This is a genomic window from Pseudomonas sp. P20 (assembly GCF_016463925.1).
Taxonomy (GTDB): Bacteria; Pseudomonadota; Gammaproteobacteria; order Pseudomonadales; family Pseudomonadaceae; genus Pseudomonas; species Pseudomonas aeruginosa.
In genome coordinates this window covers 911-26,926 of sequence record NZ_JAEMVM010000063.1, presented here as the reverse complement: position 1 = coordinate 26,926, position 26,016 = coordinate 911, and the positions used below count along the sequence as shown (strand labels likewise).

The window sequence follows — 26,016 nt, the reverse complement described above, 5'->3', positions numbered from 1 at the left end:
AGTTCAGATCTCGAGGACTTCCAGTTCGCGCAGCGCCTCGCCGATGGCGGCGACCGCCTGCCGCATCTCCGCGGCGTCGACGTGGCCGATGCAGCCGACGCGGAAGGTTTCCACCTGGGTCAACTTGCCCGGATAGAGGATGAAGCCCTTCTCCCGCACGCGTTGGTAGAAGTCGGCGAAGCGGTAGCGCGGATCGCGCGGCGCGTGGAAGGTAACGATGATCGGCGCCTGGATTTCCGCCGGCAGGAAGCTGCGGAAACCGAGCCGGGCCATCTCGCCGAGCAGCGTTTCGCAATTGCTCGCGTAGCGCCGCTGGCGCGCCGGCAGGCCGCCCTCCTCTTCGTACTGGCTGAGCGCTTCGTGCAGGGCGGCGACCACATGGGTCGGCGGGGTGAAGCGCCACTGCCCGGTCTTGCGCATATAGGCGTGCTGGTCCTGCAGGTCCATGGCCAGGGAGTGGCAGTTGCCGGCGCTGGCTTCCAGAGCGGCGCTGCGGGCGAAGACGAAGCCCATCCCGGGGACGCCCTCCAGGCACTTGCCGGAGGCGGCGATCAAGGCATCGAACGGAACTTTCCGGGCATCGATCCCGATCGCCCCGAAGGAGCTCATGGCATCGACGATCAGGCGCTTGCCGTGACGCTCGACGACCTTGGCGATGGCCTCGAGCGGATTGAGGATGCCGGTGCTGGTCTCGCAGTGGATCAGCGCCACATGGCTGATCGCCGGATCGGCGGCCAGCAGACGCTCGACGTCAGCGGCGGTGGTCGGCACGTTCTCTTCGGTCTCGAAGGTGCTGAAGGGCCGTTGCAGAACCTCGCAGATCTTCGCCAGGCGCTTGCCGTAGGCACCGTTGATCAACACCAGGACCTTGCCGTCGCGCGGCACCAGGGTGCCGATCGCCGCTTCCACGGCGAAGGTGCCGCTGCCCTGCAACGGTACGCAGGTGTGGCTGCCTTCGCCGCCTACGATCTTCAGCAGGCGCTGGCAGACGCTGGCGGTGAGTTCGTTGAAATCGCTGTCCCAGGAGCCCCAGTCGACCATCATCGCCCCACGGGTACGGTAGGAGGTGGTCAGCGGACCGGGGGTCAGCAGGATGGGTGCGCGTTCGGCAGTGCTCATGCTCATTTCCTCTGCGGGAATCGGCCAAAGAAACCGGATCGGGCTTCGCGGTCCGGGCGGTCGTTCCGCGCCGGCGTTCCAGGGAAGCCTGGAGACATAAGGTGAGCGCCGCGCTACTATCGTTCAAATTGTTTGTTCCGATGCCAGCCATAAGCCAGGCCGATACCATGAATCTCTTCCAGCTCCGCGCCTTCGACGCCGTCGCCCGCGAAGGCAGTTTCACCCGCGCCGCCGAGCGCCTGTGCATCAGCCAGCCGGCGGTGACCGGACACGTCAAGGCACTCGAGGAGCACTACCAGGTCACCCTTTTCCGGCGCACCGCCCGGCGCATCGAACTGACCGAGGAGGGCTCGCGCCTGGTGGCGATCACGCGCACCCTGTTCGCCCTGGAGGAAGAAGCCGAGGCCCTGCTCGACGCCAATCGACAATTGGTCTCCGGCCGCCTCGAAGTCGCCGCCGACGGCCCGCACCTGGTGATGCCGATGCTCGCCCGGCTGCGCGCGAGCTATCCGGGAATCACCGTCAACCTGCGTCTGGGCAACGCCCAGGAGACCCTCGCGGCGCTGCTCAGCGAACACGTCGACGTCGCCGTGCTGACCGAGGTCGAGGCGCGTCCCGGGCTGTTCCTGGAGGAGTTGGTGAATTCGCGCATCTGCGCCCTGTTGCCTCGCCAGCATCCCTGGTGCGAACGCAACGAAGGCGTACCGCTGGAAGAGCTCGACCAGCAGATCATGGTGCTGCGCGAACCCGGTTCGATCACCCGCCGCACCTTCGACCGCGCCTGTGCCGAGCAGGGCGTGCAGCCGCGGGTGCTGCTGGAGCTGGACAGCCGGGAAGCGGTGACCGAAGCGGTGGCCGCCGAACTGGGCGTCGGCGTGGTGTCTTCCCTGGAGGTCGGCAACGATCCGCGGGTTCGCGCGGTGCCGCTGGTCGGTCCCGAGCTGACCAACCGCCACCTGATCGGCTGCCTGGAGAAGCGCCGCGGCCTGCGGGTGATCAGGGCATTCCTGGAACTGGCGGCGGCCTGAGTCGCGCCTCAGCTCCAGTGACGCTCGCGGGTGCGGCGGTCTTCGCCGAAGCCGAACAGCGAGGCCAGCGAATACACGATCAGCTCGGCGATCCAGGCGACCAGCAAGGCGCAGCCCAGGCCCCAGGCGATCACCTCGGGCTTGAGCAGGACTTGGTAGCTGTAGCTGGCATAGGTTTCCATCAGCAACTCATGGTTCGGTGCGCGCAGCATGTGCCAGGCGCGGGCGTACCAGGGACCCTGCATGGCCTGCCACTCAGCGTCGAGCATGCGCGCGCGACGCATCAGGCGGTCGAGGTTCTCGCCGTCGCGCTGGAACACCGGATCGCTGTTGCTGCGGTAATGCCTGACCAGTTCCTCCAGGCTACCGTTGAAGAACTGCCCGGCGGTCTGCTGGAAGCCCTGGATGTTCTGCGCGGCCTCCAGGCGATGGGCGTCGACGCGCTTGGCGTAGTCGTCGATGAAACCGGGCACCTGCACCCCGAGCAGCAGGCCCAGGGTGAACAGCAGCAGTCTCAGGTAACTGCGGAACATGCGCTCTCCTCGTTCACGGCGGCGATTCAGACCCGCCCCTTGGCCAACACCTCGCCGCCCCACCAGAGGACCCACTCGCCGCTCTGCTGCAAGGTCCAGTTCTCGTTGTCGGTGAGCGGCTCGGTGGCGATCACCGTGACCACATCGTCCGGCGTGGTTTCCGCATGGAAGTCCACGGTCAGGTCGGCATCCTTCAACCGCGCCGGGCCGAATGGCGCACGGCGGGTAATGTAGGCGAGTTTGCTGGAGCAGAAGGTGAACAGCCAGTCGCCGTCGCTGATCAGGGCATTGAACACACCTTTCTTGCGATATTCGTCACAGGCCGAGATCAGCACCGGCAACAGCACCTCCACCGGCACCGGCTCGGGGAAAGCCCGGCGCACGCGGTTCAGCAGGTCGCAGAAGGCCGCCTCGCTGTCGGTCTCGCCGACCGGGCGGTAGAAACCGGGCTTGGGCTGGAAGTCGGCCAGTTGGCCATTGTGCGCGAAGGTCCAGTAGCGCCCACCGAGTTCGCGGATGAAGGGGTGGGTGTTGCTCAGCCCGACCTTGCCGACGTTGGCCTGGCGGATGTGCCCGATGACCGTCTCGCTCTTGATCGGGAAGCGCTGCACCAGCCGCGCCACCTCCGAATCGACGCTCGCCAGCGGGTCCTGGAACAGCCGCACGCCGCGTCCTTCGTAGAAGGCGATGCCCCAACCGTCGCGGTGCGGGCCGGTACCGCCGCCGCGCTGCATCAGTCCGGTGAAGCTGAAGACGATGTCCGTCGGGACGTTGGCGCTCATGCCCAATAGTTCACACATGGCTCAAACCTCCCTGAGCAAGGCTGTACGTAGTAGTTCTCGTTCCCGCTGCAGACGCGCCTGCAGGCTCGCGCGACCGACCGGCAGGAAACGGGTCAGGGCGCGCCAGAGCAGTCGCGGCAGGTCGCCGCGACGCCGGGGAATCAGGTGCAGATGCAGGTGCGCCACGTGCTGGTTGGCCGCCACGCCATCGTTGAGCAACAGGTTGATGCCTTCCACGCCGAAACCGGCCCGGCGCAATGCGCGACCGATACGCTCGGCGAGCGCCAGGAGGGCGTCGCGGGCGGCGGCGGAAAGATCGCTCAGGTGCGGGGCGTGCTCGCGGGCTACGATCAGCACGTGCGCCGGTCGCAGCGGAAAGATGTCCAGCAGGACGATGAAATGCTCGTCCTCGAAGAGTCTGTGCGCCGGCTCGCGGCCACCCGCTATGGCGCAGAACACGCAATCCATGGGAAATCCCGACATAGGCCTCGCCTCATGCTGAACGCCTGCCGGGCGTAGCGCAAGAATGGATTTCGTCGCGAAAGGCTACAGGCGCGGCTCGATGCGCATGCGCCGGTCGCCGTGCTCGTCGGTGCGGGTGTCGACGTCCGGCATCAACTCGGGCTGCAACATCTGCCGCAGGGTCGGCTCGTCCTCGGCGTCCTGCGACGGATGCCGACGATTCTTCCAGGCCCGCTCCAGCGGCCAGCGGATGGCGGCGATCAGCAGGTACAGGCCGAAACCGAGCAGCGCCACCAGGGCCAGGTCAGAGACCGCGCGCCAGGCGTTGTTGCCGACCTTGAACACGACATCCAGCGCGGTGATGGCGATGGCCGGGGCGTAGAGGTCGTTCTGCGGGTCCACCGGAGTCGGCGTGAACAGCAGGATGAAGACGATCAGCCGCAGGGGTTCGCGCAGCCAGCGCCACATCCAGCCGGTCATCAGCCAGAACACCAGCATCAGACCAAGTCCGGCGATGGCGTAGGCGCCCCAGGCGATCAGATAGTCTTGTTCATTCATGCGGCGTGCGTGGCGATAGCGGTGATGGGGGGCTTATGATAGCCGCTTTTGCATGCCGACGCGCCTACCCACCGATGGCGGGCGCCGCGCCGCCAGTTTTATTCAGATTTCCCGGCCTCGCGCATGGCCGGATCGACGAGGATTCCCGATGCCCCATCCGCAGCCCCCCATCGCCCGCCGCGACGCCGGAAGCGACCCCTACGCCTGGCTGGAGGAGCGCGACGCCCCGGAGGTGCTCGACTACCTGAAGGCCGAGAACGCCTACCTGGATAGCGAACTGGCCGACCAGGCCGGGTTGCGCGAGACCCTGTTCGAGGAGATCAGGGGACGCATCCGCGAGACCGACCTGTCGTTGCCCAGTCCGTGGGGTCCGTGGCTGTACTACCAGCGCACCACCGCCGGCGACGAATACCCGCGCCACTACCGCTGCCCACGTCCGGAGGACGGCAGCCTGGCGGTCGACGAAGGCGCCGAGCAACTGTTGCTCGATCCCAACCAGTTGGCCGACGGCGGCTTCCTCTCCCTCGGCGCCTTCAGCATCAGCCCCGACCAGAGCCTGCTGGCCTACAGCCTGGACACCAGCGGCGACGAGATCTACCGCCTGTTCGTCAAGGATCTCGCCAGCGGCGCGGTGCAGGCCCTGCCCTTCGAGGACTGCGACGGCAGCCTGACCTGGGCCAACGACAACCGCACGCTGTTCTTCGGTGAACTGGATGACACCCACCGCCCGCACAAGCTCTATCGCCACCGCCTGGGCGAGGCCGGCGCCGAGCTGGTGTTCGAGGAAGGCGACGGGCGCTTCTTCCTGCACTGCTACCGCTCCAGCTCGGAACGCCAGCTGATCCTCCTGCTCAACAGCAAGACCACCAGCGAGGCCTGGGTGCTCGACGCCGACCAGCCGCAGGGAACGTTCCGTTGCCTGGCGCCGCGCGAGGAAGGCCACGAGTACTACCCCGACCACGGTCGCCTCGACGGCCGGGGCCTGTGGCTGATCCGCAGCAACCAGGCGGGGATCAACTTCGCCCTCTACCAGGCCGAGGAGTCGCGGCCGACTCGCGAGCACTGGCAACTGCGCGTGGCCCACGACCCGCAGCGGACCCTGGAAGATGTCAGCCTGAACGCCGAGGCGGTGATCCTCGGCCTGCGCGACGGCGGCCTGCCGGTTATCGAGGTGCAACCGCAGGGCCTGCCGGCCTACCGCGTGCAGTTGCCGGACGCCGCCTACAGCCTCTACGTGCAGGACAGCCTGGAATTCGACAGCCCCTGCGTGCGACTGCGCTACGAGGCCCTGAACCGTCCGGCGCAGGTACGCCAGCTGAACCTCGCCGATGGCACGCAGACCGTCCTCAAGCAGACCCCGGTGGAAGGCCCATTCGACGCCGACGCCTACGCCAGCCGGCGCATCTGGGCCAGCAGCGGCGACGGCACGCAGGTGCCGGTCAGCCTGGTGGCGCGCAAGGAAGTCCTCGACGGCATCGCCGCCGGGCGCCCCGCGCCGCTCTATCTCTATGGCTACGGCGCCTACGGGCATAGCCTCGATCCCTGGTTCTCCCACGCCCGCCTGAGCCTGCTCGAACGCGGCTTCGTCTTCGCCATCGCCCATGTCCGTGGCGGCGGCGAACTGGGCGAAGCCTGGTACCGGGCCGGCAAGCTGGAACACAAGCAGAACAGCTTCGACGACTTCATCGCCTGCGCCGAGCACCTGCTCGCCGAGGGCTACTGCCGTCCCGAGGGTCTCGCCATCAGCGGCGGCAGCGCCGGCGGGCTGTTGATCGGAGCGGTGCTCAACCAGCGCCCGCAACTGTTCGGCGCGGCCATCGCCGAGGTGCCGTTCGTCGACGTGCTGAACAGCATGCTCAATCCGGACCTGCCGCTGACCGTCACCGAATACGATGAGTGGGGCAACCCGCAGGAGCCCGAGGTGCATGCGCGGATCGCCGCCTACGCGCCCTACGAGAACGTCAGGGCCCAGGACTACCCGCACCTGCTGGTGGTCGCCGGCTACAACGACAGCCGCGTGCAGTACTGGGAAGCCGCCAAGTGGGTGGCGAAACTGCGGGCGACCAGGACCGACGCCAACCTGCTGCTGCTCAAGACCGACCTCGGCGCCGGCCACGGCGGCATGAGCGGCCGCTACCAGGGGCTGAAGGACGTGGCGCTGGAATACGCCTTCCTGCTCAAGGTCCTCGGCCTGGTATGACCACCGCGGGGGCCGGCGACGCCGGCCTTCCGCCACGAAAAAGGAAACTTCGTGAAACGACGCTTCTGGCCCGCCATGGGCCTGCTCGCCGCGATCATGCTGGCCGTCTACCTGGCGAATCCGTTCGGCACCGCCAGTCTCGACCCGCGCGCGCGGCTCCTCGGCGTGGCGCTGTACAAGATCCCTTCGCGCTCGATGGAACCGACCTTGCAACAGGGCGACTTCATCCTCGCCAACGCCGCGCGCTACGCCTTCGCCGACCCGCAGGTCGGCGACCTGGTGGTGTTCCGCTTCCCGCCGCAGCGCAGCATCGCCTATGTGAAGCGCATCGCCGGAATACCCGGCGATCGCGTGCGGATCGATGGCGGCCGGCTCTACGTCAATGAGCGCCCGGTGACGGAGCCCTACCTGGCGCAACAGGCGCTGCGCCAGCCGGACTCCCTGCGCATGGCCGAGCGGACCGTCCCCGCCGGCCAATACTTCATGCTCGGCGACAACCGCGATAACTCCAACGACAGCCGCTACTGGGGCTACGTACCGCGCGCCGACCTGGTCGGCCGGGTGTTCGCCGTCTGGTATGCCGAGGACACCCGGCGCATCGGTTCGGTGCGCTGACGCCCCTCAGAAGAACTGGGTGACGCTGATCTTGGCGTTGCGTCCCTGGCTGTAGACCAGGTCGCCGCCCAGCGGCTGGCGATAGGAGCGGTTGAACAGGTTGTCCACGGTGAAGTCGATGCGGGTGTCCTTCAGGCCCAGCTTGGCCGGGACCCACTCGGCGAACAGCCGATGAGTGTCGTAGCTGTCGTTGGCCGCGTGATCCCAGTAGATATCGCCGGAACCGGTACCCATCCCGCCGCTGTAGCGATCGCTGGGCAGGCGGTCGGTCTTGCGCACGAACTCGCCCTGCCAGCCGAGCTTGGCATCCCATTCCGGAACCTTCAGGCCGAGCATGGCCACCCACTTCGGCGGCGGGATGTCGCGCGCCCACACGTTCGGTCCCCAGGGATTGCTGTAGGCCCCATCGTGCTTGCCGGTCATCCACGAGTAGGACAGGCTGCCGAACAGCCGCTGGCTGTCGTAGAAGCTCTCGATCTCGAAGCCCTTGATGGTCAGGCCCGGCAGGTTGCGGTAGTTGCTCAGCGGCAGCATGTCGCCGCAGCTACCGCCGATACTGCCGTTGTCGATCGACTGCTGGCGGCAGCCGACGCTGCGGGTGCGGAATATCTCGTCCTTGATGCGGTTCTGGAACAACGTGGTGCGGATCTGCAGGCTGTCGCCGGCGACCAGCAGGTCCGGCAGGTTGATCACGCTGCCGCCACGGATCGCATGGATGCGCTCGGCGTCCAGGTCGCGGCTGCTGCCACCGATGGTCGAACTGTTCTGCACTTCGTACTGCTCGTCGATCACCGGCGCTCGCCAGGTCTCGGTGTAGTCGGCGAAGAACGCCAGGTTCGGCGTCGCGGTCCAGAACACCGACAGCCGCGGCGACCAGCCGGAGTAGGTCTGGGCGCGATAGTCATGGCCGAGCTTGGGATTGTCGTAGATCGGCGCCAGGTTGGCCTGGCCGTCGTTGCGCACGCTGTCGAAGCGCATCGATGGGGTGACGGTCAGGCTGCCGTAGGTGATCGCGTCCTGGATGTAGAAGCTCTGCGTGTCCTGCTTGCCGGCCGGCATGAATGCCGGTTGCAGCCAGCCGTAGTTGTAGCGCGGGGTCTCGTAGGTCTTGCCCGGCATGTGCATGAGGATGTCGCGCTTGTGCTTGTGCAGCGCCGCGCCCAGGGTCAGCTCGTGCTGTAGCGCTCCGGTATCGAAACGGCTGGTGTTGCGCAGCTCCAGGACCTTGTCCTGGTACTCGGTACGCATCCGTTTGCCACCGGTGGCGAGCTGGTAGAAGGCCGTGTCCTCGCGACGGTCGAGTTGCTCGGTGCGGGCGTCGGAATAGCTCAGTTGCAGGTCGATCCAGGGGTTGTCCAGCGGATGGTAGTTGTACTTGCCGGTCCAGGTGGTGTCGGTGGTATCGCGGTGGGCCAGCAGGCGGGTCAGGCCCAGCTCGTAGCCGTAGCGGTCGATGGTCCACTGGCCCGGCGGGGTCGGGTAGCTGCTGGCGGAGAACGGCGTCCAGCGCGAGCTTTTCGAGCGCAGGTAGGTGAAACCCAGGTCGTGCTCCTCGGTGGGGTGCAGGTTGAGCTTGAACAGGCCGGTCTTCTCGTCCTGGGCGCTGTTGGGCAGGCGCTTGGGGTTGATCGGGTAGTCGGTGGGCGACAGCGGCAGGTTGTCGGCCAGCTTCATGTCGCGGCCGTCGCGACCGTTGAGATAGAGCAGGGCATCGACGCGGCGGTCTTCGCTGCGCCCGAACACAGCGCCGGAGTAGATCTTCTGCTGGTCGTTGGAGTGATAGCCGTACTTGAGCATGGCGCCGACGTCGCGGCCTTCGCGCAGCAGGTCCGGCGCGTCCTTGGTCTCCATGTGCACGGTGCCGCCGAAGCCGCCATTGCCGGTGAACACCGAGTGCGGTCCCTTCTCCACCTCGATGCGCTTGATCATTTCCGGTTCGATGAACACGGTGCCCTGCTGGTAGCGCTCGAAGCCGCTCTTCTGCGCGCCGTCCAGGGTATAGGGCACGTCCTCGGCGTCGCCCAGGCCCCAGATGTTGGTGGTCTGTCCGCCCGGCTTGGGCGAGCCGCCCATGGTCACTCCGGGCAGGGTCTGCAGCAGGCTGGGGATGTTGTCCGCCTGCTGGCGTTCGATATCCCGCCGGGTCAGGGTCGAACGGCCGACGTTGCTGGCGTCCACTTCGCGACCGTTGCCGACGATGGTCTGCGCGTCCAGTTGCAGCGCGTTGTCGCTGTAGGCGTCGACCTGGCGCCGGCGCACCACGTAGCCGCCGCCCGCCTCCACCAGCTCCAGCTCGGAACCGACCAGCAACCGCTCCAGCGCCTCGCGCACCCCGTAGCTGCCGCTCAGCGCCGGAGCGCGCAGGCCCCGCAGGAGCGACTCGTCGAACAGCACCTGGACCTGCGCCTGCTGCGCCAGGCGCGACAGCGAGGCGGCCAGCGGCTGCGCCGGCAGGTCGAAGCGTCGTTCGGCAGCGCTGGCGCCGGCGGCCCACAACGCGGCGCCGAGCACGGCGGCGGAACACAGCGGGCGCCAGGCGGCGCGGGTGAAAGGCAAGGTCATGCTGGAACTCTCCCCAAGTGACTGCTGGATGTCGCCGGCAGCGGCGACGGACAGCAGAGAAGACGCAGCAGGGAGAAAAACCCACATATGCGAATGAAAAATATTTTCATTAATGCTGACGACGCGCCTCAGCGCGCCAGGATCAGCACCTCGCCACCAGCCTGCGGCTGCACCCGCACCGGCAATAGCGCCGGCAGGGCGAGGAGAAAATCGTCGGGGCGGGCGATCCGCACCGTACCGGAGACCCGCTTGCCGGCAAGCCGGGGATCTCCCAGGCGGATCGGCGCGGCGCGATAGCGCGACAGTTCCTCCACCAGTTCGCCCAGCGGCTTGTCGCGGAACACCAGTTGCCCATCGCGCCAACTGGCGACCTGCTCCGGCGCCACATGGCCGAGTTCCAGGCGCTGCTCGGCGAGGTCCAGGCGCGCGCTGTCGCCAGCCAGCAGCACATGTTCGGCATCCTTCTCCAGGGACGGCTGCAACGCCACGCGCCCCTGTTTCACCGCCACGGCGAGGGCCTGCGCGTTGCGCCGGACGCTGAACTGGGTACCGAGTACGGTGACCCGGCTGTCGCCGCTGCCGACCCGGAAAGGCCGGGCCGGATCGTGGCTGACCACGAAGAACACCTCGCCTTTCTTCAACAGCACGTCGCGGGTGCGCTCGGCGTAACGCACCTGCACCTGGGTATCGACGTCGAGGAACAGCTTCGATCCGTCCGCCAGGACCACCTCGCGCTGCTCGCCAGGTGCCGTGCCGTAGGCGAGGTTCGGTCCGAGCGACTGGTCGCGCCAGAACAGGGTGGCGACGAGCAGCGCGCAGAACACGAAGAACGCCGCCGCCAGCGCCCGGGGCAGGCGCCAGGCCGGCACCGGCTCGGGAATATCGTCCAGCGCCGGGCGCGGCAGGCCGTCGAACTCGCGCCAGAGCCGCTCCATGCCCTCGAGCGCTTCGCGATGGCGCGGATCGGCGCGTAGCCAATCCTCCAGCTCGGCCCGGCAGGCAGCGCTGAAATGCCCGGAACGACGCCGGCTGAACCAGTAGGCGGCGCGGTGATCGATGTCCTCTTCGGTTTCGTCTGCGAACAGCGGTTCCAGTCGTTCCAGCGGCTTCATCCTTCGCCTCCCTGGCCAAGCCGCCGCTTGCAGTGCAGCAAGGCGCTGGCGATGTGCTTTTCCACCATGCTCAGGGAGATTCCCATGCGCTCGGCCACTTCGACCTGGGACAGGCCGTCGAACTTGTGCAGGACGAACGCTTCGCGCCGCCGCGGCGGCAGCTCGGCCAGCGCGGCCGCCAGGTGGCTGAGGCGCTGCTGCTGTTCGAAACGCTCCCCCGGCCCGGCCGCCTCGCCTTCCAGCGCGGCGGGTTCGTCGTTCGCCGCCGGCCGGTCGAGATCCTGGCCGCGGCTCTGCTGCCGGCGCCAATGGTCGCGCAACAGGTTGCGGGCGATCTGGAAAAGAAATGCGCGCGGCTGCTCGACCGATTGCCGGCCCGGCCATTTCAGCCACTGGGCGAAAGTATCCTGGGCGAGGTCGGCGGCGTCCGCCGAACTGCCCAGGTGCTTGCGCAGGAAGCGCAGCAACTCGCCATGGAACGCCTGATAGGCATGCGAGACGGAACCACGGAAGCGCTCATCCATCCGTGCATCCTCCGGCGGCGCCCCCCGCGCCGTTGACCCGCTGCAACACCTCGCCTCCCCGCTTCCGTCGGATACGGAAGTCCCTTGCAAACATGCGAATGATAATACATATCATTTCACAAGGTAAGGAAGTGCGACGGACGCGAGCTCAGCCGGCGCGGAAGATCAGGTAGTCCTCCCAGTCGTCCTCGGCCACCTGGGTCTCGCTGAGCATGCGCCCGGACTGGGAAATGCGTTCCTTGTGGACCCGCTCCGGGTCGCCGCAGACCAGGTGGTGCCAGAGCGGCAGGTCCTTGCCTTCGGCAACCAGGCGATAGCCGCAGGTCGGCGGCAACCACTGGAACTCGTCGGCCTGCGCCGGGGTGAGCTGGATACAGTCGGGGACGAAACGGATGCGCTCGGCGTAGTTGGTGCAGCGGCAGCTTTGCAGGTCGAGCAGCTTGCAGGCGATACGCGTGTAGTAGACGCTGCCGTCGTCCTCGTCCTCGAGCTTCTGCAGGCAGCACAGGCCGCAACCGTCGCACAGCGACTCCCACTCGTCCTGGTCGAGTTGGGCGAGGGTCTTGCGTTTCCAGAAGGGTTCGACTTTGGCGGCCATGGCATCGGGGGCTGGTGAAAAGGCGCGATAGTCTAGTCCCCCGCCCCCTCCAGGCCAAGCACCGGCCGGCACATGGCTACTTCAGGTAGGAACGCAGCGCGGTCACCACCAGTTCCAGGTCTTCGCGACGCTGCTCCGCGCTCGCCTGCTCGGCGCCGAGGTGTTCGCGGATGTGCCCCTCCAGCACTTCGTTCATCAGGCCGTTCACCGCACCGCGGATCGCCGCGATCTGTTGCAGCACCGCCGCGCATTCGCTGCCCTCTTCCAGCGCCTGCTCCAGCGCCCGGGTCTGCCCGGCGATGCGGCGCACCCGCGCCAGGAGCTTCTTCTTCCCATGGATGGTATGGGCCACCGCTCTCTCCTCAAGGTAATATACTGGGGTATAGTATATTTTCGACGTCTCGACAGGACAGTAGCAAATGCCCGGCACCCCGACTACCCAGCCCCTGCGCCATTCCCATCGGTTCGACCAGGGCAACCCGCTGGCCGAGCGCAACACGCGCTGGGCGGTATTGCTCACCGCCTGCATGATGGTCGCGGAAATCGCCGGCGGCTGGCTGTTCAACTCCATGGCCCTGCTCGCCGACGGCTGGCACATGAGCTCCCATGCCCTGGCCCTGGGTCTTGCGGTACTCGCCTACGGCGCCGCGCGGCGCTATGCCAACGACCCGCGCTTCAGCTTCGGTACCTGGAAGATCGAGGTGCTCGGCAGCTACACCAGCGCCCTGCTGCTTCTGCTGGTGGCCGGGCTGATGCTCTACCAATCGGTCGAACGCCTGCTCGACCCCAGCCCGATCCACTACCAGCAGGCGATGCTGGTCGCCGCGCTCGGCCTGCTGGTCAATCTCGCCTGCGCCTGGCTGCTGCGCGACGGCCATGCCCACCACGGGCACGGCCACTCGCACCACCACCACCACCACCACCACCACCACCACCACCACCACCACGACCATCATGCCCACCGGCACGATCTGAATCTGCGCGCCGCCTACCTGCACGTGCTGGCGGATGCCGCCACCTCGCTGCTGGCGATCGTCGCGCTGGCCGGCGGCCTGCTGTGGAACGCGGCCTGGCTGGACCCGCTGATGGGTATCGTCGGCGCGGTACTGGTCAGTGTCTGGGCATGCGGCCTGATCCGGCAGAGCAGCCGGGTATTGCTGGATGCGCAGATGGACGCGCCGGTGGCTGCGGAAATCCGCGCGGCGATCGCCAGCAGCCCGCTGCCGGCGGAACTGCTCGACCTGCACCTGTGGCAGGTCGGCCAGGGCAAGTACGCCTGCCTGCTGAGTCTGCTGACCACCGAGGAAGGCAGCGCCGACTATTTCAAGCGCCGCCTGGCCGAGCATGAGGAACTGGTGCACATCACCGTCGAGGTGAACCCGCTGCTCCCGCTCGCCGCCTGAGGGAACGCGGCTCAGTAGCCGCGAGCGAAGTCCACCTCGCCGCGCATGGCGGTACCCGCCCAGAAGCGCGCGAGGTTGTCGCGGAACAGTTCGACCATCGCCCCCGGCAGGGTCGGCGCGGCGGTGTGCCCGGTCAGCAAGAGGCGCGGGGTATGCCAGAACAGGTGGTTGGCCGGCAGCGGCTCTTCGCGGCAGACGTCGATCACCGCGCCGGCCAGTTGGTTGTTCTCCAGTGCCGCCACCAGGTCGGCGTCCACCACCGCGACACCACGCCCGGCATTGATAAACAGCGCCGAGGGCTTGAGCCGGGCGAACAGCGCACGGTCGTAGATGTCGTGGGTATCGGGGGTGTCGGGCAGCAGGTTGATCAGGTAGTCGGCCGTCTCCACCAGGCGACCGAGGTCGTCGAGCGACCCCATGCGGTTGAACGGCACCAGCGAACGCGGATTCTTCGCCACCCCGGTCAGGTCCATGCCGAAGCCGGACAGGGTATGCGCCACCGCCTGGCCGATCTCCCCGGTGCCCACGATCACCACCTGCCGGCCACGCAACCCGCCAGGCGTGCGGCTATCCCATTGCGAACCGACCTGGCTGGCCAGGCGACCGAGGAACTGGCGCTCGTGGGCGAGCATGTAGGTCAGCAGGTATTCGCTCATCACCTGGCCGAAGATGCCTACCGCGCGTGTCAGGCTGTAGTCCTTCGGCAGGTCGGCGGCCAGCAGCGGCGTGATGCCCGCCCAGGTCGACTGCACCCAGACCGGATGCACGCCCTGGCGCAGCATCTGCGCCACCAGGTCGGGCTGGCCGAGCCAGATCGAGCACTCGCTGGCGGCGTCGATGAGCTGCAGGGGATCGTCCCCCGCCACCACCTTCAGGCTGGGGTCGGCCGCCATCAGCAGCGCGGCATAGAGAGCGTGGTCACGTTCGAGAATCAGCAAGCGCATGGGTCACACTGCCAAGCCGGACAAGGGCTGGCGATCAGGCCGGAGAATATTGTTCTTTCATGCATCACGGCTCCTGGAGGGAAGCCCTCGAGAGCAGCAGGTTTGGCGCTGGTAGACCACGGTCGCTGCCAGGGGTTCCGCTATCGTGCGACATCTTGCGGACATCATGCACCGAAGGCGCAGCCTTGCACAGAGCGGGTTTCACGTCGTGAAAGTGGCGCCGGGAAGCCGGCGCCAGCGGGGTACGGCTCGCGTCAGAGCGGGTCGTTCATGCGCAGCAACTCTTCCGGGAGATGCTCGATGTACTCTTCTTCGCCCGGCGGCATCTGCAAGTGGAAGCCCTGCTTCTCGATGTTCTCCAGGACCTTGGCGACATCCTCGCGGGCCAGTTGGCGCTCGGGGGTGAGCAGCAGGTCGAAGACATGTTGCGGCGCGCCGAACGGCACCAGCAGGGCCTCGGGTACGCGGCTCAACGCCTCGCGCTTGTCGACGTAGAGGTACATCTCGTTCTTGCGCGGGCTCTTGTAGACGGAACAGATTCGTTTCATGCGCTCTCCAGGGCGTCCAGCAGGGCCTGGCCCATGCGTTCGCGGCGCCAGCCGCGGAGGGAATCGGGCAGTTCGTAGGGACCGTCGGGATAGCCGCTCTTGAGCAGTGCCTCGAGGATCTTCTTGCGCAGCATCAGCTCAGGCGCCATGCCCAGGGTCTCCGCTTCGCGCTGGCCGATGGCGCGCAGGCTCTTGAGCAGCGGGGTGACCTCCGGCGGCAGCGGCTCGGGCAGCGCCTCGGGCCATTCGCTCTGCGGCAGGCGCGAAGCCTGGGCGATCAGTTCGATGAGGAAGTCGCCGTCCTGGCGCACGGTGCGCGGATGCATGTCTTCGATCGCCGCCAGGTCGGTCTTGTTCTTCGGCAGCAGGCGCGCCAGCGGCCACAGGGTACGTTCGCGCAGCACGTGGTTGCGCGGCCGGTTGCGCAGGCGTGCCTGCTCCTCGCGCCAGGCGCAGAGTTCGCGGAGCACCGCCAGTTGCTGCGGACGCAGCCGCCAACCCAGCTTGACCTCGCGGTAGGCCTCGCGCGGATCACTCTCGCGGCAGAGGTTGGCGACCAGTTCGGCGCCGTCCTCCAGCAGCCAGGCGCGTTTCTCCTCGCTCAGCCGCGCATCCAGGGCCAGGTAGACCTGGGCGAGGTGCTGGACGTCGTCGGCGGCGTAGCGCATCTGCATCTCAGTGAGCGGCCGTTGCAACCAGTCGGAACGGGTCTCGTCCTTGGGCAGGTCGATATCCAGCACCTCCTTCACCAGCTTCGAGTAGCCCATCGAATGGGCCATGCCGAGATAGGCGGCGGCCAACTGCGTATCGAACAGCGGCACCGGCAGGCTGCCGGTGAGGCGCAGGAACACCTCGAGGTCTTCGCTGCAGGCATGCAGCACCTTCACCACCCGCTCGTCTTCGAGCAGCTCGGCGAAGGGGCTCCAGTCCTGGATCAGCAGCGGATCGATCAACCACTCCTGCCGGCCATCGCCCACCTGCACCAGACCGGCCGCGGGATAGAAGGTATCGACGCGCATGAACTCGGTATCGAGCGCGAGGTACGGCTGTGTGCGCCATTCCCGGCATTGCTGCGCCAGGCTGGCATCATCGCGGATCCACTGGATTTCGGGCGCGGTCACGAACATCTCCTTGGTCAAGTGCGGCGCATTATATAGAGCCTGGCGCCCTGCGAGCATTCCGCTCGGCACCGCGCTTGCCGATGAGCGTAGCGAATGTCCATACTCCGCCCTTTGTCCGACAATCCGAACAAGGGAACTGCATGAAGAAGCTCAGCGGAATAATCGTCCTCCTGCTGGCTGGCGCGGCTCTTTACCTGGCCCTGAAGACCAGCCCGATCGACCCGCTCGCCTGGGATGCTCCGGCCGCTCCGCAGATGACCGGGGTCCTCGAACCCAACGACACCCTGATGAAGGCCGAGCTGCTTGGCCAGGGCCAGTTGCACGGCCCCGAGGACACCGCCGTGGACAGCCAGGGCCGCGTCTATGCCGGTCTCGCCGACGGCCGCGTGGTACGCCTGGACGCCAGCGGCAAGGTCGAGACCTTCGTCGACACCGGCGGCCGCCCGCTGGGCATGGACTTCGATGCCGCCGGCAACCTGATCCTCGCCGACGCCTGGAAAGGCCTGCTGCGCATCGATCCGCAGGGCAAGGTGGAAACCCTCGCCACCGAGGCCGACGGTGTCCCCTTCGCCTTCACCGACGACCTCGACATCGCCAGCGACGGCCGCATCTACTTCAGCGACGCTTCCAGCAAGTTCCACCAGCCCGACTACATCCTCGACCTGCTCGAGGCCCGACCGCACGGCCGCCTGCTGCGCTACGACCCGTCCACCGGCAAGACCGAGGTGCTGCTCAAGGACCTGTACTTCGCCAATGGCGTGGCACTCTCGGCAAACGAGGACTTCGTACTGGTCAACGAGACCTACCGCTATCGCATCACCCGCTACTGGCTGAAAGGCGAGAAGGCTGGCCAGCACGAGGTGTTCATCGACAACCTGCCGGGCTTGCCGGACAACCTCCAGGGCGACCGCAAGGGTACCTTCTGGGTGGCCCTGCCGACCCCGCGCAAGGCCGACGCCGACTTCCTCCACCGGCATCCCTGGCTGAAGGCGCAGCTGGCCAAGCTGCCGCGCATGTTCCTGCCCAAGCCGACCGCCTACGGGCTGGTCATCGCCATCGACGAACAGGGCAGGATCGTCCGCAGCCTGCACGACACCAGCGGCCACCACCTGCGCATGATCACCTCGGCGAAGCCGGTGGGCGACCAGCTCTACTTCGGCAGCCTGGAAAACGACCGGATCGGCCGCCTGGCGATCCCCTGAAAAAGCCGAGCGTCTAGTCCTGAAGTAGGTTTACACCTTGCTCCATCTAGTTCTCCGGAAAATCGGCATGGGAGGTGTAAACCTTATTCAGGACGGGACAGCGGAAACGAAAAAGCCCCGCATCGCGGGGCTTTTCAATGCTTCGGATCAGGCCGCCGAATCGCTGTCGGCCTTGGCCCGGCGTGGCTTCTTCTTGCCGCCGAGGAGGTGCGAGAACACCGCGTGCAAGTCGCCGGAAGCGTTGTCGCTCTCCAGGTTGAGCTTGCTGTCGATGTGCTCCATGTGGTGCATCATCAGGGTCACCGCGCGCTCCTTGTCGCCCTTCTCGATGGCGTCGAGGATCTCGTTGTGCTCGTCGAACGAGCAGTGCGAGCGACCGCCGCTTTCGTACTGGGCGATGATCAGCGAGGTCTGCGACACCAGGCTGCGCTGGAAACTCACCAGAGGAGCGTTGCGCGCCATCTCGGCAAGCTTCAGGTGGAACTCGCCGGACAGGCGGATGCCGGCGCCCCGGTCGCCACGGGCGAAGCTGGATTGTTCCTGCACCACCATCTCGCGCAACTCGGCCAGGCGCTCGGCGGTGGCGTTGTCGGTGGCCAGTTCGGTGATGGCGCGCTCGACTGTGCGGCGGGCGAAAAGGATCTGCCGGGCCTCGTCGATGCTCGGGCTGGCGACCACCGCGCCCCGGTTCGGCCGTAACAGCACCACCTGCTCGTGGGCCAGGCGCGAGAGGGCGCGGCGAATGATGGTGCGGCTGACACCGAATATCTCGCCGAGCGCCTCCTCGCTCAGCTTGGTGCCGGGGGCCAGGCGTTGTTCGAGGATGGCGTCGAAGATGTGGGCGTAGACGATCTCGTCCTGGGTACCGCTGCGGGCAGCCTTGCCGGTGCGCGGCGGCTTCCTGATGTGTTGCAACTGATCGGTCATCGGTCTCGAACCTTGTGCGTCCGGCTTGTGGCCTGGGCTGATCCTCGCTCACGGGCGTGGGTGAGGCACGCCGGCGGCTGATAGCGAAATAGTGTACACAAGCAGCGGCATCCGACGCACCACCCCTTTCCGCCCCTCGTTCCGAGCGCGCGGCACCGCCCGGAAGGGGGCGTGACGGAAAGCTGATAAAAATGTGGCGAAACACCCTCAAACATTCTTTGACCTTTTTGTATACAAAGGCATAATCGCTCGCACGAGTTCTTGACCCAGAGGTCAGAAAATCGTGCCCTCACATCACCTTCGAGCCGCGTCAGGGACCTGGTAACCAACCGGCCCGCAGGACCTAACAACAAGAGCGATGAGGAGTACCTGCTGTGGAAAGCACCAAACAAGAAGAACAAGGGATCTACGCTGCGACACCGCCCGCCTCCGGCCTGCTCGAACGCCTGTTCAAGCTCCGCCAGCATGGTACGACGGTCAGGACCGAGCTGGCGGCCGGGCTGACCACCTTCATCACCATGGCCTACATCATCTTCGTCAATCCCAACATCATGGCCGACGCCGGCATCGACCACGGCGCGGCGTTCGTCGCCACGTGCCTGGCGGCCGCCCTCGGCTGCTTCCTGATGGGCCTGTACGCCAACTGGCCGGTGGGCCTGGCGCCGGGAATGGGACTGAACGCCTTCTTCACCTACACCGTGGTCGGCACCATGGGCTACAGCTGGCAGATCGCCCTGGGCGCGGTGTTCATCTCCGGGGTGATGTTCATGCTGCTGACCTTCTCCCGGGTCCGCGAATGGCTGCTCAACAGCATCCCCCGCAGCCTCAGGTTCGCCATGGGTGCGGGAGTCGGCCTGTTCCTCGGCCTGATCGGCCTGAAGACCGCCGGCATCGTGGTGGCCAGCCCGGCGACCCTGATCAAGCTCGGCCACCTCACCTCGCCCGGCCCGCTGCTGGCGGCACTGTGCTTCCTGATGATCGCCGTGCTCGAGTACCGCCGGGTGTTCGGCGGCATCCTCATCAGCATCCTCAGCGTCACCCTGGTCGGCTGGGCCCTCGGCCTGGTGCAGTACGGCGGGGTGTTCTCGGCGCCGCCGAGCCTGGCGCCGACCTTCCTGGCGATGGACATCGCCGGCGCGTTCAACGTCACCATGATCAGCGTGATCCTGGCCTTCCTCTTCGTGCACATGTTCGATACCGCCGGCACTCTCATGGGCGTCGCCCAGCGCGCGCACCTGGTGAAGGAGGACGGGCGCATCGAGAACCTGTCGAAAGCGATGAAGGCCGACAGCGCCTCCAGCGTGTTCGGCGGCATGCTCGGTGTCCCGCCGGTGACCAGTTACGTGGAGAGCGCCGCGGGCGTGGCCGCCGGCGGACGTACCGGGCTCACCGCGGTGGTGGTCGGCGTGCTGTTCGTCGCCGCGATGTTCTTCGCCCCGCTGGCCGGGATGATCCCCGCCTTCGCCACCGCCGGCGCGCTGATCTACGTGGCCATGCTGATGATGGGCGGAATGGCGCACATCGACTGGGACGAGCACACCGAGACCATCCCGGCGATCGTCACGGTGATCATGATGCCGCTGACCTTCTCGGTGGCCGACGGTATCGCCCTGGGCTTCATCACCTACGTCGCGATGAAGGTCCTCACCGGCAAGCACCGCGAAGTCTCGGCCAGCCTCTATGCCTTGTTCGTGATATTCGTCGCCAAGTTCATCTTCCTCTGACCCGCCCGGATGGCGGATGGCCGCACGCGGCTATCCGCCTCGAACCTGTCGTTGCCCCGCAGGGCTCGCGACGCGCAGCTTCATCCCCCGCCCATTCGTACCCTGCGCCGCATTTCCCTTCCTGCCCACGAGTGGCGGATAACCGGCAACCCTCGGCGCACTCCCCGCGAACGAAAAAAAGCCCGCTCGATGGCGGGCCAGGGAAAAGGACTCGGAGAGTCAGTGTTTCGTGGCACGCACCTAGCTGCCGCGATAGGTCGAATAGCTGTAGGGCGAGATCAGCAGCGGCACGTGGTAGTGATCGTCGGCGGAGGCGATGCCGAAACGCAGCACCACCTGGTCGAGGAAGGCCGGCTCCGGCAATTGCACGCCGCGGGCGCGATAGTAGTCGCCGGCGTTGAACACCAGTTGATAGACCCCGGGACGGAAGTCCTCGCCTTGCAGCACCGGCTGGTCGCAGCGGCCGTCGTGGTTGGTCAGGGTGGTGGCGATCAGTTCCAGTTGCTGGCCTTCTACCCGGTACAGCTCGATCTTGATGCCATGGCCGGGGCAGCCGTGTGCGGAATCCAGTACATGCGTGGTCAAACGTCCCATGGGTTGCGGGCGCCCGCTGGCGGACACCACTCCTCCTCTTGCCTTCGTTCGATGGGGATCGCTCCGGGACCTGCCCGGCGCCGCTCGCTTGCAGCCCGCCAGGGAGCCGCTTGCGAAGCAATATAAGTTATCTTTCGATGAATTGTATACAAAAAACACCGCCACAACCGAAAATGCGGCAGCCGCCCCGAAATCGGGCATTCCTTCCACAAGCCCCACCCCGCAGGGCCTCATTCTTCGCTAACTGACCAGTCGGGCAGGTTTTTTGCTGGATGAATGGCAGGGATCGGCAAACAGGATTGTATTTACAGACCGCAGGCAAACTTGTATACAATAAATCCATCACGGCATCCCCGGCCCGTCCGGCCCGCCGCCCCATCCACAATAAGGAACACTGCTGTGAGCGCTGACTACCCACGCGACCTGATCGGATACGGCAACAACCCTCCCCACCCTCACTGGCCCGGCGATGCGCGCATCGCCCTGTCCTTCGTGCTCAATTACGAAGAAGGTGGCGAGCGCTGCGTCCTGCATGGCGACAAGGAGTCCGAGGCGTTCCTTTCCGAAATGGTGGCTGCCCAGCCCTTGCAGGGCGTGCGCCACATGAGCATGGAATCGCTCTACGAATACGGCAGCCGCGCCGGGGTCTGGCGCCTGCTCAAGCTGTTCAAGCGACGCAACGTGCCGCTCACCGTGTTCGCCGTGGCCATGGCGGCGCAGCGCAACCCTGAGGTGATCAGGGCGATGGTCGCCGACGGCCACGAAATCTGCAGCCACGGCTACCGCTGGATCGACTACCAGTACATGGACGAGGCCCAGGAGCGCGAGCACATGCTCGAAGCCATCCGCATCCTCACCGAACTCACCGGCCAGCGCCCGGTGGGCTGGTACACCGGACGCACCGGCCCGAACACCCGGCGCCTGGTGATGGAGGAAGGCGGCTTCCTCTATGACTCCGACACCTACGACGACGACCTGCCCTACTGGGACCCGGCCAGCACCGCGGAGAAACCGCACCTGGTGATTCCCTATACCCTGGACACCAACGACATGCGCTTCACCCAGGTGCAGGGCTTCAACAATGGCGAGCAGTTCTTCCAGTACCTGAAGGACGCCTTCGACGTGCTCTACGAAGAAGGCGCGACGGCGCCGAAGATGCTCTCCATCGGCCTGCATTGTCGGTTGATCGGTCGCCCGGCGCGGATGGCCGCCCTGGAGCGCTTCATCCAGTACGCGCAGAGCCACGACAAGGTCTGGTTCGCCCGCCGCGAAGACATCGCCCGCCATTGGCACCGTGAGCATCCTTTCCAGGAGACCGAGGCATGAGCCGTTTCCAGACCCTGACCCCCGCCTCGCTGTCCCGCGAGGCCTTCGTCGAAGCCTTCGCCGACATCTACGAACACTCCCCCTGGGTCGCCGAGAAGGCCTATGACCTGGGTATCGACGACAGCCTCAACGATATCGAGGGCCTGCACCAGCGCATGGCCGACATTCTCCTGTCGGCAAGCCGCGAGGCCCAGCTGGCGCTGATCAACGCCCACCCGGACCTCGCCGGCAAGGCGGCGATCCGTGGCGAACTGACCGCCTCCAGCACCTCCGAGCAGGCCGGCGCCGGGATTCACGAATGCAGCGCCGAGGAGTTCGCCCGCTTCACCGAACTCAACGACGCCTACAAGGCCAGGTTCGGCTTCCCCTTCATCAAGGCGGTGAAGGGCAGCAACCGCCATCAGATCCTGGCGGCCTTCGAGGAACGCATCCAGCACTCCGCCGACGAGGAGTTCGCTACCGCGCTGGCCGAGATCAACAAGATCGCCCTGTTCCGCCTGCAGCAGCTCTGAGGCCTGCGGATACGAGCATGAACGCCGAACACTCGCCCTTCCGCCACTACCTCGACCTCGCCGACGCACGCCTGGGCAGCCAGGTGGTCGCCGTCAGCGACGAATGGTTCGCCCCGGCCAGCCGCATGCTGCAGGCCGGCGAACCGGTGTGGAAGGAAGGCGTATTCGACGACAGCGGCAAGTGGATGGACGGCTGGGAAACCCGCCGCAAGCGCTTCGAGGGCCATGACCAGGCGGTGATCCGCCTGGGTGTGCCGGGCGTGCTGAAGGGCGTCGACATCGACACCCGCTTCTTCACCGGCAACCATCCGCCGGCGGCTTCCCTGGATGGCTGCTTCTGCGCCGAAGGCGACCCGGACGACAGCACGTCCTGGAGCGAAGTGCTGGCGGCGGTGGGGCTGCAGGGCGATAGCCATCACTACCACCCGATAGACGACGAACGTCCCTGGACCCACCTGCGCCTGAACATCTACCCGGACGGCGGTATCGCCCGCCTGCGCCTCTATGGCGTGCCCTACCGCGACTGGAGCAACCAGCCGCCGGGAACGGCGCTCGACCTGGCCGCAGCGGTCAACGGCGGCCGGGCGCTGGCCTGCTCCGACCAGCATTTCGGACGCATGGGCAACCTGCTCAACCCCGGACGTGCCATCAACATGGGCGACGGCTGGGAAACCGGCCGCCGCCGCACGCCGGGCCACGACTGGGTGATCGTCGCCCTCGGCCATCCCGGCAGCATCGAGGCGGCGGTCGTCGATACCTTGCACTTCAAGGGCAACTATCCGGAAAGCTGCAGCATCCAGGCCGCCTTCGTGGAAGGCGGAAACGAGGCCCGGATCGAGGCGCAGAGCCTCTTCTGGCGCGAGCTGCTGCCAGCGCAGAAGCTGGAAATGCACCAGGAACACCGGTTCGAGCGGCACCTCAACGCCCTCGGCCCGATCACCCATGTACGCCTGAACATCTTTCCCGACGGCGGCGTCAGCCGCCTGCGCCTGTTCGGCAGGCCACAATTACCGTGAGACCCGGGCCCCGCGTGCGTCCGGAATACAACAAACAGAATCGACAGGATCAGTATGCGCACTCTCAAGATCGAGCCGTTGACCAAGGAAGCCTTCGCCCCGTTCGGTGACGTGATCGAAACCGCCGGCAGCGACTATTTCATGATCAACAACGGCTCCACCCGCCGTTATCACAAGCTGGCCACGGTCGAGACCGCGCAGCCGGAAGATAACGCGATCATCAGCATCTTCAGCGCCGAGAAGCTGGAAATGCCGTTGCGCATCCGCATGCTGGAACGCCATCCGCTGGGCAGCCAGGCCTTCATCCCGCTGCTCGGCAACCCCTTTCTGGTCGTGGTCGCGCCACTTGGCGATGTACCTGTACCGGGCCTCGTCCGCGCCTTCCTGACCAACGGAAGGCAGGGCGTCAATTACCACCGCGGCGTCTGGCACCATCCGGTGCTGACGATCGAAAAGCGGGATGACTTCCTGGTGGTCGATCGCAGCGGTTCCGGGAACAACTGCGACGAGCATTTCTTCACCGAGGACGAACAGCTCCTCCTCGACCCCCAATCAAACCAATAAGAGAGGTCCTGCCGCCGGTCCGCCGGCCAGGGCAAGAGGTACAAGACTGTGGAAGCACATCTCATCGAATGGCTGAACCTGCTGGTGCGCTGGATTCACATGATCGTCGGGATCGCGTGGATCGGCGCTTCGTTCTATTTCGTCTGGCTGGAGAACAACCTCAACCGCAGCAACCCGCGTGAAGGCCTGTCCGGAGACCTCTGGGCAATCCACGGTGGCGGCATCTACCACCTGGAGAAGTACAAGCTGGCTCCGCCGAAAATGCCGGAGAACCTGCACTGGTTCAAATGGGAGGCCTACTCCACCTGGATGTCCGGGGTGGTGTTGCTGACCATCGTGTTCTACCTGAACCCGACCCTCTACCTGATCGCCCCCGGCAGCGACCTGGCGCCGGCGGCGGCAATCGCCATCGGCATCGGTTCGCTGGTTTGCGGCTGGTTCGTCTACACCGTCCTCTGCGATTCGGCACTGGGCAAGACCCCTGCCCTGCTCGGCCTGGTCCTGTTCGTCCTGCTGGTCGCCGCCGCCTACGGCCTGACCCAGGTGTTCAGCGGCCGCGGCGCCTACCTGCACGTCGGCGCGATCATCGGCACCATCATGGTCGGCAACGTGTTCAGGGTGATCATGCCGGCCCAGCGCGCGCTGGTGAAAGCCATCGAAGAAAACCGCGAGCCCGATCCGGTGCTGCCGGCCAAGGGCCTGCTGCGCTCCCGGCACAACAACTACTTCACCCTGCCGGTGCTGTTCATCATGATCAGCAACCACTTCCCGAGCACCTACGGCAGCCAGTACAACTGGCTGATCCTGGCCGCCATCGCGGTGCTCGCGGTACTGGTACGCCACTACTTCAACACCCGCCACGAAAGCAACCGCTTCGCCTGGGCACTGCCCGCCGGCGCGCTGGGCATGATCGCCCTGGCCTTCGTCACCACGCCGAACTACCAGCAGGCTTCCGCACCGCTGGCCAGCACCCCGGCGGCGGCACCGGCACAACCGGCGACCGGCGGCGACGCACCAGCCGCGCCCGCCGCGACCCAGGCCTCCAATGCCGGGGCCGCGAGCGGAGCCGACTTCGACAAGGTCCATCACGTGATCCAGGAGCGCTGCACCGTCTGCCACTCGGCGAAACCGACCAGCCAGCTGTTCAGCACCGCGCCAGGCGGGATCATGCTCGACACCCCGCAGCAGATCCAGCAACTGGCACCGAAAATCCAGGCCCAGGCCGTGGCCTCGCAGATCATGCCGCTGGGCAACATCACGCAGATGACCCAGGAAGAACGCAACCTGATCGGCAGCTGGATCGCCAAGGGCGCACAGATCAACTGAGCCTTGGCCGAAAGGCTAAGAACCGCACCTCCGGTTCCCCGCAGCAGAACAACCCTGCTGGCCCTACCCCAAAAGCCCTCTCCATAGAGGGCTTTTGGCCATAACTGGCCATATCTTTCAGCCCCCAATCTCTCCGATAACTCACTTTCCTTCACCCTGGGCCGATGGAACGAAACCGTGCGGCGCTCCACCATTGAAAGCGACCAACCAACCATCGCTATCCGCAGGTACGTGTCGTCTCGTATTTGCCCAGCAAACTTCGCTCGGGTGATCTGTGTGGCCGGGGGACCTGTGCTGCGTCGTGTGATAGTGCGCGCCCCCATCTTCGGCTGCCTTGCCAATGAAGAACTGTGCAACTTTTTGGTTGATAACGTTGTGGATAGAACGCTAGGGAACAAATACCCAAAGGGTTCGGAGAGAATGCGCAACTTTTTGCAAGCGGTGCGCAAAAAGTTGCACAATTTTCAGTGTTCTTCCCATGAGAATCGCCAGAGAATTTTTGGTTTCCTCCAATAACGCCTTGATGGAAAAGAGTTTCAAGACCAGTGGCACAGTTCTTGTCTAGCACTGGTGCCCCCGGCATGTCGCCTGGGCACTTTCAACGACAAGGAACGTATCCATGGCAACCCCCGCCTATATGTCCATCACCGGCACCAAGCAGGGCCTGATCACCGCCGGCGCCTTCACCGAGGACTCGGTCGGCAACACCTACCAGG

The 26,016-nt window shown here is 66.1% G+C and carries 26 protein-coding genes and 1 pseudogene; 12 read left to right on the top strand and 15 right to left on the bottom strand.

Features of this window, described 5'->3' with window-relative positions:
- Positions 1–3: 3 nt before the first annotated feature.
- Positions 4–1,119 (bottom strand): 2-aminoethylphosphonate--pyruvate transaminase, encoded by a 1,116-nt coding sequence (phnW, locus tag JHD77_RS30965; protein ID WP_031756149.1) that lies wholly within the window; start codon positions 1,117–1,119, stop codon positions 4–6.
- Positions 1,120–1,286: 167 nt separating this feature from the next.
- On the opposite strand from phnW, the gene JHD77_RS30960 reads away from it, so the two are divergent.
- Positions 1,287–2,147, top strand: a complete 861-nt coding sequence (locus JHD77_RS30960) for a LysR substrate-binding domain-containing protein (RefSeq protein WP_003082684.1) — start codon at positions 1,287–1,289, stop codon at positions 2,145–2,147.
- Positions 2,148–2,155: 8 nt separating this feature from the next.
- Here the strand turns inward: JHD77_RS30960 and JHD77_RS30955 are convergent, their stop codons facing one another.
- The 4 genes from JHD77_RS30955 to JHD77_RS30940 form a co-directional block, all read right to left on the bottom strand.
- A complete protein-coding gene (locus tag JHD77_RS30955) occupies positions 2,156–2,680 on the bottom strand; it encodes a DUF2937 family protein (RefSeq protein ID WP_003082681.1) in 525 nt (174 codons plus the stop codon).
- A gap of 26 nt (positions 2,681–2,706) precedes the next feature.
- Positions 2,707–3,480 carry a class II glutamine amidotransferase gene (locus tag JHD77_RS30950; protein ID WP_003082680.1) on the bottom strand — a complete coding sequence of 258 codons (774 nt, stop codon included), beginning with the start codon at positions 3,478–3,480 and terminating at the stop codon, positions 2,707–2,709.
- A 3-nt stretch (positions 3,481–3,483) separates the two neighbouring features.
- The gene (locus tag JHD77_RS30945) at positions 3,484–3,945 is read right to left on the bottom strand and encodes an HIT family protein (protein WP_003082677.1); all 462 of its coding nucleotides are present in this window, start codon (positions 3,943–3,945) and stop codon (positions 3,484–3,486) included.
- Between the two features lie 63 nt (positions 3,946–4,008).
- Positions 4,009–4,482 (bottom strand): hypothetical protein, encoded by a 474-nt coding sequence (locus JHD77_RS30940; protein ID WP_003082675.1) that lies wholly within the window; start codon positions 4,480–4,482, stop codon positions 4,009–4,011.
- A gap of 148 nt (positions 4,483–4,630) precedes the next feature.
- Here JHD77_RS30940 and JHD77_RS30935 point away from each other — a divergent pair, with 148 nt between their 5' ends.
- On the top strand, positions 4,631–6,682 hold the full coding sequence (locus JHD77_RS30935; RefSeq protein ID WP_031756147.1) for a S9 family peptidase: 2,052 nt from the start codon (positions 4,631–4,633) through the stop codon (positions 6,680–6,682).
- Between the two features lie 75 nt (positions 6,683–6,757).
- A complete protein-coding gene (gene lepB, locus JHD77_RS30930; RefSeq protein WP_003082673.1) occupies positions 6,758–7,297 on the top strand; it encodes a signal peptidase I in 540 nt (179 codons plus the stop codon).
- 6 nt (positions 7,298–7,303) lie between these two features.
- On the opposite strand, the gene hxuC is transcribed toward lepB, so the two are convergent.
- The 5 genes from hxuC to JHD77_RS30905 all read right to left on the bottom strand — a co-directional run bounded on the left by hxuC (position 7,304) and on the right by JHD77_RS30905 (position 12,445).
- Positions 7,304–9,859: a heme receptor HxuC gene (hxuC, locus tag JHD77_RS30925; protein WP_031756145.1), complete on the bottom strand. Its 2,556-nt coding sequence runs from the start codon at positions 9,857–9,859 to the stop codon at positions 7,304–7,306.
- 128 nt (positions 9,860–9,987) lie between these two features.
- Positions 9,988–10,971 (bottom strand): FecR family protein, encoded by a 984-nt coding sequence (locus tag JHD77_RS30920; RefSeq protein ID WP_003082671.1) that lies wholly within the window; start codon positions 10,969–10,971, stop codon positions 9,988–9,990.
- Positions 10,968–11,495 (bottom strand): RNA polymerase sigma factor, encoded by a 528-nt coding sequence (locus tag JHD77_RS30915; protein WP_003082669.1) that lies wholly within the window; start codon positions 11,493–11,495, stop codon positions 10,968–10,970. The genes JHD77_RS30920 and JHD77_RS30915 overlap by 4 nt, the downstream gene beginning before the upstream one ends.
- 148 nt (positions 11,496–11,643) lie before the next feature.
- Positions 11,644–12,093: a YcgN family cysteine cluster protein gene (locus tag JHD77_RS30910; protein ID WP_003082662.1), complete on the bottom strand. Its 450-nt coding sequence runs from the start codon at positions 12,091–12,093 to the stop codon at positions 11,644–11,646.
- 76 nt (positions 12,094–12,169) lie between these two features.
- Positions 12,170–12,445: a metal/formaldehyde-sensitive transcriptional repressor gene (locus JHD77_RS30905; protein ID WP_003082658.1), complete on the bottom strand. Its 276-nt coding sequence runs from the start codon at positions 12,443–12,445 to the stop codon at positions 12,170–12,172.
- A gap of 67 nt (positions 12,446–12,512) precedes the next feature.
- Here JHD77_RS30905 and aitP point away from each other — a divergent pair, with 67 nt between their 5' ends.
- Complete coding sequence (gene aitP, locus JHD77_RS30900) at positions 12,513–13,496, top strand: CDF family iron/cobalt efflux transporter AitP (RefSeq protein ID WP_023088961.1); 984 nt, start codon at positions 12,513–12,515, stop codon at positions 13,494–13,496.
- An 11-nt stretch (positions 13,497–13,507) separates the two neighbouring features.
- On the opposite strand, the gene JHD77_RS30895 is transcribed toward aitP, so the two are convergent.
- The 3 genes from JHD77_RS30895 to rnd form a co-directional block, all read right to left on the bottom strand.
- Positions 13,508–14,440, bottom strand: a complete 933-nt coding sequence (locus JHD77_RS30895; protein ID WP_003116039.1) for a D-2-hydroxyacid dehydrogenase — start codon at positions 14,438–14,440, stop codon at positions 13,508–13,510.
- A gap of 254 nt (positions 14,441–14,694) precedes the next feature.
- Complete coding sequence (locus JHD77_RS30890) at positions 14,695–14,988, bottom strand: YcgL domain-containing protein (protein ID WP_003082651.1); 294 nt, start codon at positions 14,986–14,988, stop codon at positions 14,695–14,697.
- Positions 14,985–16,109 carry a ribonuclease D gene (gene rnd, locus JHD77_RS30885; protein ID WP_003145300.1) on the bottom strand — a complete coding sequence of 375 codons (1,125 nt, stop codon included), beginning with the start codon at positions 16,107–16,109 and terminating at the stop codon, positions 14,985–14,987. Before rnd ends, JHD77_RS30890 begins: the two co-directional genes overlap by 4 nt.
- Before the next feature lie 140 nt (positions 16,110–16,249).
- On the opposite strand from rnd, the gene JHD77_RS30880 reads away from it, so the two are divergent.
- Positions 16,250–17,311, top strand: a complete 1,062-nt coding sequence (locus JHD77_RS30880; RefSeq protein WP_003082649.1) for an SMP-30/gluconolactonase/LRE family protein — start codon at positions 16,250–16,252, stop codon at positions 17,309–17,311.
- Positions 17,312–17,458: 147 nt separating this feature from the next.
- Here the strand turns inward: JHD77_RS30880 and JHD77_RS30875 are convergent, their stop codons facing one another.
- Positions 17,459–18,238: a GntR family transcriptional regulator gene (locus JHD77_RS30875; RefSeq protein ID WP_003083340.1), complete on the bottom strand. Its 780-nt coding sequence runs from the start codon at positions 18,236–18,238 to the stop codon at positions 17,459–17,461.
- A gap of 374 nt (positions 18,239–18,612) precedes the next feature.
- Between JHD77_RS30875 and JHD77_RS30870 the strand changes: the two genes are divergently transcribed.
- A complete protein-coding gene (locus JHD77_RS30870; protein WP_015648502.1) occupies positions 18,613–19,962 on the top strand; it encodes an NCS2 family permease in 1,350 nt (449 codons plus the stop codon).
- A gap of 240 nt (positions 19,963–20,202) precedes the next feature.
- Here JHD77_RS30870 and uraH read toward each other — a convergent pair whose 3' ends face one another.
- Positions 20,203–20,583: a hydroxyisourate hydrolase gene (gene uraH, locus JHD77_RS30865; RefSeq protein ID WP_003087207.1), complete on the bottom strand. Its 381-nt coding sequence runs from the start codon at positions 20,581–20,583 to the stop codon at positions 20,203–20,205.
- Positions 20,584–20,955: 372 nt separating this feature from the next.
- Here uraH and puuE point away from each other — a divergent pair, with 372 nt between their 5' ends.
- From puuE to JHD77_RS30835, 6 genes and pseudogenes are all read left to right on the top strand, one after another.
- Entirely contained in the window at positions 20,956–21,882 is a 927-nt protein-coding gene (gene puuE, locus JHD77_RS30860) for an allantoinase PuuE (RefSeq protein ID WP_003083336.1), read from the top strand.
- Positions 21,879–22,394: a 2-oxo-4-hydroxy-4-carboxy-5-ureidoimidazoline decarboxylase gene (uraD, locus tag JHD77_RS30855; RefSeq protein WP_003087205.1), complete on the top strand. Its 516-nt coding sequence runs from the start codon at positions 21,879–21,881 to the stop codon at positions 22,392–22,394. The genes puuE and uraD overlap by 4 nt, the downstream gene beginning before the upstream one ends.
- 17 nt (positions 22,395–22,411) lie before the next feature.
- Positions 22,412–23,410 (top strand): allantoicase, encoded by a 999-nt coding sequence (gene alc / locus JHD77_RS30850; RefSeq protein ID WP_003114681.1) that lies wholly within the window; start codon positions 22,412–22,414, stop codon positions 23,408–23,410.
- A gap of 54 nt (positions 23,411–23,464) precedes the next feature.
- Positions 23,465–23,974: an ureidoglycolate lyase gene (locus JHD77_RS30845; protein WP_003083329.1), complete on the top strand. Its 510-nt coding sequence runs from the start codon at positions 23,465–23,467 to the stop codon at positions 23,972–23,974.
- Between the two features lie 48 nt (positions 23,975–24,022).
- The gene (locus JHD77_RS30840) at positions 24,023–25,300 is read left to right on the top strand and encodes a urate hydroxylase PuuD (protein ID WP_003122923.1); all 1,278 of its coding nucleotides are present in this window, start codon (positions 24,023–24,025) and stop codon (positions 25,298–25,300) included.
- 619 nt (positions 25,301–25,919) lie between these two features.
- Positions 25,920–26,016 (top strand): annotated as a pseudogene (locus JHD77_RS30835) (Hcp family type VI secretion system effector); the annotation flags it as partial.